At 72.2% G+C, this 10,977-nt stretch carries 8 protein-coding genes; 6 read left to right on the top strand and 2 right to left on the bottom strand.

Features of this window, described 5'->3' with window-relative positions:
- Positions 1-288: 288 nt before the first annotated feature.
- On the top strand, positions 289-957 hold the full coding sequence (locus ABZ281_RS19590) for a formylglycine-generating enzyme family protein (protein WP_356657093.1): 669 nt from the start codon (positions 289-291) through the stop codon (positions 955-957).
- Positions 958-1,094: 137 nt separating this feature from the next.
- On the opposite strand, the gene serC is transcribed toward ABZ281_RS19590, so the two are convergent.
- Together serC and ABZ281_RS19580 are read right to left on the bottom strand one after the other, a co-directional pair.
- Complete coding sequence (serC, locus tag ABZ281_RS19585) at positions 1,095-2,213, bottom strand: phosphoserine transaminase (protein WP_356657091.1); 1,119 nt, start codon at positions 2,211-2,213, stop codon at positions 1,095-1,097.
- A 72-nt stretch (positions 2,214-2,285) separates the two neighbouring features.
- Positions 2,286-3,635, bottom strand: coding sequence for a mucin-1 (locus ABZ281_RS19580; RefSeq protein ID WP_356657089.1), 1,350 nt, complete (start codon positions 3,633-3,635; stop codon positions 2,286-2,288).
- A 207-nt stretch (positions 3,636-3,842) separates the two neighbouring features.
- Here ABZ281_RS19580 and ABZ281_RS19575 point away from each other — a divergent pair, with 207 nt between their 5' ends.
- The 5 genes from ABZ281_RS19575 to ABZ281_RS19555 form a co-directional block, all read left to right on the top strand.
- Complete coding sequence (locus ABZ281_RS19575) at positions 3,843-4,862, top strand: LacI family DNA-binding transcriptional regulator (RefSeq protein WP_356657087.1); 1,020 nt, start codon at positions 3,843-3,845, stop codon at positions 4,860-4,862.
- A gap of 135 nt (positions 4,863-4,997) precedes the next feature.
- The gene (locus tag ABZ281_RS19570) at positions 4,998-6,341 is read left to right on the top strand and encodes a sugar ABC transporter substrate-binding protein (protein ID WP_356657085.1); all 1,344 of its coding nucleotides are present in this window, start codon (positions 4,998-5,000) and stop codon (positions 6,339-6,341) included.
- 95 nt (positions 6,342-6,436) lie between these two features.
- Entirely contained in the window at positions 6,437-7,429 is a 993-nt protein-coding gene (locus tag ABZ281_RS19565; RefSeq protein WP_356657083.1) for a sugar ABC transporter permease, read from the top strand.
- Between the two features lie 6 nt (positions 7,430-7,435).
- The gene (locus tag ABZ281_RS19560) at positions 7,436-8,278 is read left to right on the top strand and encodes a carbohydrate ABC transporter permease (RefSeq protein WP_356657081.1); all 843 of its coding nucleotides are present in this window, start codon (positions 7,436-7,438) and stop codon (positions 8,276-8,278) included.
- A 41-nt stretch (positions 8,279-8,319) separates the two neighbouring features.
- The coding region (locus ABZ281_RS19555) for an FAD-binding and (Fe-S)-binding domain-containing protein (protein WP_356657079.1) at positions 8,320-10,977 on the top strand (2,658 nt) is incomplete at its 3' end.

Here is a 10,977-nt window from a genome sequence, read left to right as displayed (position 1 = left end):
TACGTGCGGGGGCCCCAACGGCTTGTGGTTTGGATCAGGTCGCGGGGCATCGACGGTGCCAGGCCCCGCGTCGGCGACCTGATCCAAACGGCAGGCCCTAAGGGGGCCTTTCACTATGCCCGTCCGGGTCGCGTGGTCTGGCACCGCACCTCGCCGCGTTGCCGAAAAGCCCTGGTAGCTCCGCTACAAGGGCTTCCCGGCGCCTTGCGATGCACGGCACCGGACCACGCGCCCTGATCGGACGCTCATAGTGAAAGGACCCCTAAGGTGTCCGGTCATGGGGAGCGCATGAACGTCGACATGGTGGCCGTCCCGGCGGGGCCCGTCACGCTGTCCGACCGGCGGACGCAGCGCAGTTGGACGGTCGAGGTCGGGTCGTTCCGGATGTCGGCGGTGCCGGTCACCCAGGCCTGGTACGCCGAGGTCGCCGGCGAACGTCCGAGCGCGGCCCGGGGCGGCCTGCTGCCCGTCGAGGGCGTGTCCTGGTGGGACGCGATCCGGTTCTGCAACGCCCTGTCCCGGCGCGAGGGCCTGACCCCGGCGTACGAGGTGCGGCCCGACGGCGGGGCCGCCGACTGGGACACCACCGCCGACGGCTACCGGCTTCCCACCGAGGCCGAGTGGGAACACGCCTGCCGCGCCGGCGGCACCGGCCCCCGCCACGGCCCGCTCGACGAGATCGCCTGGTACCGCGGCAACTCGGGCGACCGCATCCACCCCGTGGGCGGCAAACAGCCCAACGCCTGGGGCCTGTACGACATGCTGGGCAACGTCTGGGACTGGTGCTGGGACCTCTACGACGCCGAGGTCTACGGCACCTACCGGGTGCTGCGCGGCGGCGGCTGGTCCGACGAGCACTGGAGCTGCCGCGCCTCGGTGCGCCGCCGGAGCCATCCGACGTTCCGGATCGACGACGTGGGGTTCCGGGTAGCGCGCTCGGCCCCGGGCGAGGAGTAGCTCCGCACGCCGCAGGCCGCGCCGTACCCGCGACGCCGGGGAAGAGGACAGGTGCTCGGCCGGGGCGCGGTCGCCTGGGCACGAGCGAGGGGCGCCCCGCACACGCAGGGCGCCCCTCGGTCACGTACGCGAGAAGGTCAGAGCTTCTCGATCACGTAGTCGACGCACTTGGTGAGCGCCTCGATGTCCGCCGGGTCGATCGCCGGGAACATCGCGACGCGCAGCTGGTTGCGGCCGAGCTTGCGGTAGGGCTCGGTGTCGACGATGCCGTTGGCGCGCAGGACCTTGGCGACGGCGGCGGCGTCGACCTCGTCCGTGAAGTCGATCGTGCCGATGACCTGCGAGCGCTTGGCGGGGTCGGTGACGAACGGGTTGGCGTACTTGATGTCCTCGGCCCAGCCGTACAGCGTGCGGGCGGAGGTCGCCGTACGCCGGACCGACCAGTCCAGGCCGCCCTGGCCGTTGATCCACTCCAGCTGCTGGTTCAGCAGGAAGAGGGTGGCCAGTGCCGGGGTGTTGTACGTCTGGTTCTTGCGGGAGTTGTCGATCGCCGTCGGAAGCGAGAAGAACTCCGGGACGTGGCGGCCGGACGCGTGGATGCGCTCGGCGCGCTCGATCGCGGCCGGGGAGAAGACGCCGATCCACAGGCCGCCGTCGGAGGCGAAGGACTTCTGCGGGGCGAAGTAGTAGACGTCCGTCTCGGCGATGTCGACGGGGAGGCCGCCCGCGCCGGAGGTGGCGTCCACCAGGACCAGGGCGCCCTCGTCGGCGCCCGCCACGCGCTTGATCGGCATGGCGACACCGGTCGAGGTCTCGTTGTGGGTGAACGCGTAGACGTCCACGCCCGCCTGGGCGACCGCCTCGGGGTGGGTGCCCGGGTCGGCGGAGATGACGTCCGGCTCGGCCAGCCACGGGGCGAGCTTCGCGGCCTTGGCGAACTTGGAGGAGAACTCGCCGAAGCTGAGGTGCTGCGACTTGTTCTCGATCAGGCCGTGGGTCGCGATGTCCCAGAACGCGGTGGACCCGCCGTTGCCGAGGATCACCTCGTAGCCGTCGGGGAGCTGGAACAGCTCGCTGATGCCTTCGCGCACCTTGCCGACCAGGTTCTTGACGGGAGCCTGGCGGTGGGAGGTGCCGAGCAGGGACGTGCCGGTGGCGGCCAGGGCGTCCAGCGCCTCCACCCGCACTTTGGAGGGGCCCGCGCCGAATCGACCGTCGGCGGGCTTGATGTCAGCAGGAATCTGGATCTCAGCCACGCAGGGGAGCGTAGCCGTTTCCAGAAACCTGGGCGAAACGTCGTCCGTCGGGTGAGACGCGGGGTGGACCGATCAGTGCGGCGGCGGGCCGGGCCAGACGGCCGAGGCGTCGTCGCGGTGCGGGTCCGGCAGCCGGAGGGGGCGGACGGCGACGGGGCGGGTTCCGCCCTCGGTGGTGGCCGCCCACGGGGCGGGGCGGCCGGAGTAGCACAGGGTGGTGAGGACGAAGACGCCGTCGGCGTAGACCTCGACGTACTCACCGACGGTGAGGATGCGCAGCGAGGCGGCGGGTTCCGGCAGGCGGGTCTCGCCGAGCGGGATGCCGTCGGGGCCGGTGACCCGGAGGTCCTTGCCGTCGCAGCCGACCGTGAGCGCGGGCCGGTCCGGGCCGGAAGCCTGCGTGCGCAGGGTGATCTCGGTGCGACCGGAGAGGCCGACGTCACCGACCGCGTGCAGCAGCGCCTCGCGCGTCTCCTCGCCGAGCCAGGGGTCCAGCCCCGGCCACCATTCCAGGCGGGGTGCCGAATCCGCGGGCACGGCGAGGGACTTGGGCTGGGCGAGCATGCCGCGGCAACGCTCGCCGGTGTCGCTGAGTCCGACGCGGCGCGGGGTGGTGTGCAGCACGACGCGGGAGCCGTCGGGGGCGACGGTGACACGCGGGGCGTACGCGCCCGTCGGGCCGAGCGGGCCGCGGCGGGTCCACGGGCCGCGCAGGCGCGGAGCGGTCCACGCCTCGAAGCCCCGGGTGGCACCGATGGAACCGAGCAGCAGCCAGCCGCCGTCGTCGAGGCGTTCGAGGACCGGGCACTCGAACTCGTCGACGTCGCCGGGGGAGACGAGCGGCGGGTGGACGGTCCAGTGCTCCAGGTCGTCGGAGGTCGCCCAGGCCACGCAGCCACTGACGTCGACGGGCAGGGAGGCGTCGGCGGCGCAGACCACCATCACCCAGCCGTCGGACTCGTCGTCGCGCACGACGAAGGGGTCGCGCCAGCCCATGCGGTCGCCCGTGCGGTACCAGCGCCCGTCCGCCTCGACGACCGGCCCCGTGCCGTGGCGGCACCAGCCGGTGCCGTCGGTGCGCTCGGAGCGGGCCAGGCCGATCGACTGCAGGGGCCAGCCGCCCGGGGTGAGTCCGGAGACGGCGGTGTAGAGCATCGCCATGCCGGTGCCGTGCGGGAAGGCGTGCATGGTCCACACCGCCTGCTGGTCGAAGCGGCCCGGCAGGCCGTTGCCGAAGGCCGTGCCCTGCGGCTCCCAGTGGACCAGGTCGGTGGAGGTGGCCCGGCCGTAGGAGGTCTCCATGCGCAGGTGGTCGAACTCCGCCGTCCACGGGCCCTGAAGGTGCAGAGCGGTGTAGGTGCCGTCCGCGTGGCGCAGGAGGTCGAAGTCGTTCACGCAGAGGCCGGGCGGCGCGTATCGCATGGACAGGTCCTGTCTGCCGACAGCGGCACTCAAACGCGTGCGCTGTGCTCGTGCTGGTGAGAGTTCTTCTGGGAGTCATCCGAAGTAAATCTGAACGCAAACGCTTGCGCAACCAGGTGGGCGGGTTTACGGTCTCGTCACTCCCACTCCCGCCGACGTGCTCCGGACCCCCGGCCACGCGGCGCGCACCCGATCAAGGAGCGTCCCGTGACGGTCAGCATCACCGATGTCGCCGAGGCCACCGGGGTCTCGGCGTCCACCGTGTCCCGTGCCCTGCGCGGTCGCTCGGGAGTGTCGGAGGAGATGCGGGCCCGGATCGTCGCTGCCGCCGCCGAACTGGGCTACACCGCCTCGCGCTCGGCCTCCAGCCTGGCCAGCGGACGCACCTACACCATCGGCGTCGTCGTCCCGTACGTCGGCCGCTGGTTCTTCGGCACGGTGCTGGACGCGGCCGAGAAGGTCTTCAGCGCCGCCGGCTACGACGTCCTGCTGTACAACCTCGGCTCACCGGAGGCGCGCAAGCGTTTCTTCACCAAGCTGCCGATCCGCAAGCGGGTCGACGCCGTGCTGTCCCTGCTGATCCCGGACCCGGAGGAAGCCGCCGCCCTGTGCTCCCTCGGCGTACCGCTGGCGACCACGGTCGGCGGCGCACGGCCCGGTTTCACGGTGGTCGGCATCGACGACCGGGGCGGCGCGGAGAGCGCCGTACGGCACCTGGTGAACCTGGGACACCGGCGGATCGGCATGATCTCCGGCGCCAGCGAGCCGCTGCACTGGACCACGCCCCTCGACCGCCGGCAGGGCTACCTGGACGTCCTGGCCGACGCCGGGATCGAGCCGGACACCGCATGGGAAGCCGACGGGGGTTACACGGTCGAGGGCGGTGAGCGGGCCATGACCGAGCTGCTGGCCCTGCGCCATCCGCCGACCGCCGTGTTCGCCCAGTCCGACGAGATGGCGATGGGCGCGCTGCGCGCCCTGCGCAGGCACCGGCTGAGGGTTCCGGAGGACGTGTCCGTGGTCGGCTTCGACGATCACGAGCTGTCCGAGGTGGTCGGGCTGACCACCGTGGCCCAGCCGGTCGCGGCCCAGGGCCGGGAGGCGGCCCGGCTGCTGCTGACGCGTCTGGACGAACCGGACGCCGGGTCGCCGCACCCCGTCGAGATGCCCATCCGCTTCATCCTCCGCGAGACCACCGCTCCGCCGCACACCGGTCGCCGGCGGTAGCTCCCCCTGCTCCCCCTGCTCCCCCTGCTCCCCCTGCTCCCCCTGCTCCCCCTGCTCCCCCTTGGTTCCTCTCCTCCCCCCTGCCCCTTCCCACCGTCCGCGCACCACCCGCACACCCCGCTCGGAGGCACCACCATGATCACCGGCCACGGAAAACACCGTCGTACCGGCCTGACGGCCCTCGCCCTGCTGCCGCTGGCCGCGCTGGCCGCCTGTGGCGGCGGGGGCGGCGGCAGCGACACCTCCGCCGAGGAGGGCAGCGGCAAGGGCACCATCAGCGTCTGGGCCCACCAGGGCCAGGCGAGCGAGGCGACCGCGCTGCAGAACGCCGTGAAGTCCTTCAACTCCTCGCAGAGCGCCGTCAAGGCCGAGTTGAAGCTCATACCGGAGAAGGACTACACGAAGACCATCACCGCCACGGACGCCGCCGAACTGCCGGACGTGCTGGAGTTCGACGGCCCGACGATGGCGAACTTCGTCTACAACCGCAAGCTCGCCCCGGTCGACGGCCACGTCTCCGCCAAGACCCTAAGCAACGCCACCGACGCGATCAAGGCGCAGGGCGAGATCGACGGCAAGCACTACGGCCTCGGCATGTTCGACGCCGGACTCGGCATGTACGCCAACAAGAAGCTGCTGGACGCCGCCGGCGTGACGTACCCGACGAGCGTGGACGACGCCTGGACGGCCGAGGAGTTCGGCAAGGCGCTGGGGGCGCTGAAGGGCAAGGACTCCGACGGCAAGGTCCTCGACATATCCGAGCAGTACGGCCTGGCCTCCGAGTGGGGCACCTTCGGCTTCTCCCCGATCGTCTGGTCGGCCGGCGGCGGGCTGCTGAAGGACGGCAAGGCGGAGGGCGCCCTCGACAGCCCGAAGGTCGTCTCCGCGATGAAGACCTTCCAGTCCTGGAAGCCCTACGTCGACCCCAACACCGACGGCAACGCCTTCGCCAAGGGCAAGGTGGCGCTGAGCTGGGTCGGCCACTGGAACTACCCCGCCTACAGCAAGGCCCTCGGCGACGATCTCGCCGTGCTGCCGCTGCCGGACTTCGGCAACGGTCCCAAGACCGGGCAGGGCTCGTGGGCCTGGGGCATCGGTGCCGACAGCAAGAACGGCAAGGCCGCCGGCACCTTCCTGGACTACCTGCTGAACGACACGAACGTCGGCGCGATGACGAAGGCCAACGGCGCGGTGCCCGCCACCAAGACCGCCCTGGCCAAGAGCGACCTCTACAAGAAGGGCGGCCCGCTCCAGCTCTTCGCCGACCAGCTCGCGGCGCCCTGCGGCGACAGCGACATCACCTCCTCCTGCGTCGCCGTCACCCGCCCGGTGACGGCCGGATACCCCACCGTCACCGCCAAGTTCAACACGGCCCTGAACTCGATCTACGGCGGCGCCGCCCCCGAGGAAGCCCTGCGGAAGGCCGCCCGCGCCATCGACCGGGACTTCACCGACAACGCCGGCTACGAGATCCCGTAACCCGCAGGACGTATCGGCCCGGGCGGGCCGCCGTCGACGTGGTGACACAGCCATGTGCCGACCGCGCCCGCCCCGCCGGGAAGAGGACCCCTCCCGTGAAATCCGTGGAACCCGCGCACGCCGCGGCCCCAGGCCGGGCGCAGGCCGTCTCGTCCGCTCACCCCACGAAGCCGCCGCGTCACGCGCGCGGCAACCGTGACCGGCTGCACGGGCTGCTGATGGCCGCCCCGGCCGTCGGCGGGCTGATCGCCTTCGTCGGCATCCCGTTCGGCTACGCCGTGGTGCTCTCCTTCTACAACGTCCGCCTCGGCTCACCGCTGGAGCCCGCCTTCTTCGGCGTGGAGCACTACCGGCGGCTGTTCACCGACCCCGATCTGTCCGGCCCGTTCCTGCGGGCGCTGCTGAACAACCTGACCTTCGCCGCGGTCGTCGTACCGCTCCAGACGACTCTCGCGCTGGCGCTGGCGATCCTGCTCAACCGCAAGCTGAAGGCCATCGGCCTGTTCCGCTCCTTCTTCTTCATGCCGGTGGTCTTCCCGATGGCGCTGGTCGCCGTGATCTGGCGGCTGATCCTCGCCCGCAGCGAGCAGGGCATGCTCAACTCGCTGCTGGACGCGGTGAGTTTCGGCCACTGGGGCGCCTTCGACTGGCTCGGTGACGGCCTCACCGCGATGGGCTCGATCATCGTGCTGTCGGTGTGGCAGGGCGTCGGCTTCCAGATGGTCATCCTGCTGGCCGGCCTCCAGCAGATCCCGGGCGAGCTCTACGAGGCCTCCCAGCTGGACCGGGCCTCCCGCTGGCAGCAGTTCCGGCACGTCACCCTGCCCGGCATCCGCGGCACCCTCGTCTTCGTCGCGATGCTGACCTCGGTGCTGTCCTTCCGGGTCTTCGACCAGGTGTACATCCTCATCCGCGGCGGCGGCCTGGACGAGGACGCCACCCGCACGGTGATGTACCAGGCCGTCACCACGGCCTTCGACCAGAACAACATCGGCCAGGCCTCGGCCGTCACGGTGGTCTTCTTCCTGATCGTCGTCGCCCTGACCATCGTCCAGCGCCGCGTCGTCCGGCCCGACAACGAGGACTGACCAACCATGGCCATGACCCGTACGTCCGTACGCCGCGTCCTCGACTACACCGTCCTGGGCGTCCTGGCGTTCGTCTTCGCCCTCCCCGCGCTCTACCTCTTCCTCGGCAGCCTCAAGCCGTCCGACGAGGTCCTGAACGGCCTGTCCGGCTTCCTGCCCACCCACCTCTCCTTCGACAACTACGCAGCCGTCCTCGACAGCCTGAACTCCGACAGCACCGGCTACTTCTGGCAGTTCATGGGCGTGTCGGTGCTGCTGTCGTTCGTGGTGGTGACGGGCGGGCTGATCGTCAACTCGATGGCTGCGTACGGGCTGACCCGGCTGAAGTGGAGGGGGCAGCACGCGGTGTTCACCCTCGTCCTGCTGCTGATGCTGATCCCGTTCGAGTCGGTGGCGGTGCCGCTGTTCTACATGTTCAACGGCCAGCGCAACACCCTGTTCATCCAGGCGCTGCCGTTCGTCGCCAACGCCTTCGCGATCTACCAGTTCCACACGTTCTTCAAGAAGATCCCGCCGAGCATCGAGGAGGCGGCCCGGCTGGACGGCGCGGGGCCCTGGCGCACCTTCTTCGCGATCATCGTGCCGATGTCCCGGCCGGTGTTCGCCTCGGTCGCGATCCTCACCTTCCTGATCCAGTGGGGCTCCTTCCTGTGGCCGGTGCTGATGGTGTCCGACCCGTCCGTGCGTCCCCTGCCGCTGGAGATGAGCGTCTTCCAGGGCCAGCAGCCCCCGGACTGGGGCCAGATCCTCGCCTTCGGCGTGCTGCTGGTGCTGCCCGTGCTGATCGTCTTCGCGTTCTTCCAGCGCTGGTTCGTCGAGGGTGTGGCCAGCTCCGCCGTGAAGGGCTGAGCCGGCCCGTCACCGTCAGTGGCCGGATGCATCCTGGACGCATGACGGATCTCGAAGCACAGCTGCGTGCCGTCGTCCGGGGTGAGGTCGGGTTCGACGTCACCTCCCGGGCGCTGACGACCATGGACGCGTCGAACTACCGGCGGGTCCCGGCGGGCGTGGTCGCTCCGCGTGACGCCGACGACGTGGCGGCGGTGCTCGCGGTGTGCCGGGAGCGAGGGGTGCCCGTGGTCGCCCGCGGCGGAGGCACCTCCATCGCCGGGCAGGCCACCGGCACCGGGGTCGTCCTGGACTTCACCCGGCACATGAACCGGCTGGTCGCCCTGGATCCCGAGGCGCGCACGGCCGTCGTGCAGCCGGGGCTGGTGCTGGACCGGCTCCAGGAGGCCGCCGCCCCGCACGGGCTGCGCTTCGGGCCCGACCCCTCCACGCACAGCCGCTGCACGCTCGGCGGCATGATCGGCAACAACTCGTGCGGCTCGCACTCGGTGGCGTGGGGCACGACCGCGGACAGTGTGCGGGAGCTGGACGTCGTCACCGCGCCGGGCGAGCGACTGCGGCTCGGACGGGACTGGGCCGGGGCACCGGAAGGGCTGCGGGCCGTGGCCGAGGGGGAACTGGCGCGGCTGCGCACCGGCTTCCCGGAGCTGCCCCGCCGCATCTCCGGCTACGCGCTGGACGCCCTGCTGCCCGAGCGCGGCGCCGACGTGGCCCGCTCCTTCTGCGGCTCCGAGGGCACGCTCGGGGTGCTGACGGAGGCGGTCGTAGGCCTGGTCGAGGCGCCACACGCGCGTGCGCTGGCCGTGCTGGCGTACACCGACGAGGGCGCGGCGGCCGAGGCCGCGGCCGGGCTGCTGCCGTTCGGGCCGCTGACGGTGGAGGGGATGGCCGCGGACCTGGTGCCGTCCCCGGCCGCGCTGCCGCGGGGCGGGGCCTGGCTGTTCGTGGAGACCGGCGGGGAGTCGGCGGCCGAGGCACGCGCGCGTGCGGAGGCGATCGTGCGGGCCGCCGACGTCGTGGACGCGCTCGTGGTCACCGACCCGGCCGGGCAGCGTGCGCTGTGGCGGATCCGGGAGGACGCGAGCGGTACGGCGACGCGCATGCCGGACGGCACCGAGGCGTGGCCGGGCTGGGAGGACTGCGCGGTGCCGCCCGCCCGGCTGGGGGCGTATCTGCGGGACTTCCGGGCGCTGATGACGGCGCACGGGCTGCGCGGCACGCCGTACGGGCACTTCGGGGACGGCTGCATCCACGTCCGTATCGACTTCGACCTGCTGACGGCGCCCGGCGTCGCCCGTTTCCGCCGCTTCTCGGAGGAGCTCGCGGAGCTGGTGGTGGCGCACGGCGGCTCGCTGTCCGGGGAGCACGGGGACGGGCAGGCGAGGGCGGAGCTGCTGCCGAGGATGTACGGGGCCGGGATGGTGGGCCTGTTCGAGCGGGTGAAGGGCGTGTGGGACCCGGACGACCTGCTCAACCCGGGGATGCTCGTCCGCCCCGCGCCCCTGGACAGCGGCCTGCGCTTCTCCGTCCTGCCCCGCGAGCCGGTCGACGTGGCCTTCGGGTACCCCTCGGACGGCGGTGACTTCTCGGCCGCGGTGCGGCGCTGCGTGGGCGTCGCCAAGTGCCGCACGACCTCGGTGTCCGGCTCGGGCGTCATGTGCCCGTCCTTCCGGGCGACGGGCGCGGAGGAGCACTCCACGCGCGGGCGGGCCCGGCTGCTGCACGAGATGCTCGCCGGTGAGGTGGTGACGGACGGCTGGCGCTCGGAGGAGGTCCGGGACGCACTGGACCTGTGCCTGTCCTGCAAGGGCTGCCGGTCGGACTGCCCGGTCGGGGTCGACATGGCCACGTACAAGGCGGAGTTCCTGCACCAGCACTACGCCGGCCGCCGCCGGCCCGCCGCGCACCACGCGCTGGGCCGCCTGCCGGTGTGGCTCCGGGCGGTGTCCCGCACGCGCACGGCATGGCTGGTCAACGCGCTGTCCGCGGTACCGCCCCTGGCATGGCCGGCGAAACGGCTGGGCGGTCTCGCGCCCGAGCGGAAGATTCCACGGGTGGCGTCGCGGACGTTCAGCCGGTGGTGGGAGGGGCGCAGGGCATCCGGCCCTTCCGCAGAGGGCCCCACCGCGCGGGGCGACCTGGTCGTTCTGTGGCCCGACACCTTCACCGAGCACCTCTCTCCGGCCGTGGGGCAGGCCGCCGTGCGGGTGCTGGAGGCGGCCGGGCTGCGGGTGGCGCTGCCGCCGACGCTGCGCATGGAGAAACCACCGGTGGGCGACGGCAGGACGGTCGCCCTCGACCCGCTGTCCCTGCTGCGCGGCCGGGGCCGGGTCTGCTGCGGGCTGACGTACGTGTCGACGGGGCAGCTGGACCGTGCCCGGGCCGTCATGCGCCGCACGCTCGATCTGATGGAACCGGTCCTGGAGACCGACGCCCCGGTCGTCGTCCTGGAGCCGAGCTGCGCCGCGGCCCTGCGCACGGACGTCCCCGAGCTGCTGCACGACGACCCGCGTGCGGCCCGGCTCGCCGCGAAGGTTCTCACGTTCGCGGAGACGCTGGAGCGCCGGGCCCCCGGCTGGACGCCGCCGCGCGTGGACCGCCCGGTGGCCGGGCAGACCCACTGCCACCAGCACGCGGTGCTCGGCGACGCCGCCGACCGCCGGCTGCGGGACGCCGCCCTGCTCACCGGCGAACTGAGC

Source organism: Streptomyces sp. NPDC006265 (genome assembly GCF_040613555.1).
GTDB lineage: Bacteria > Actinomycetota > Actinomycetes > Streptomycetales > Streptomycetaceae > Streptomyces.
This window is presented reverse-complemented; position numbering and strand designations above follow the sequence as displayed.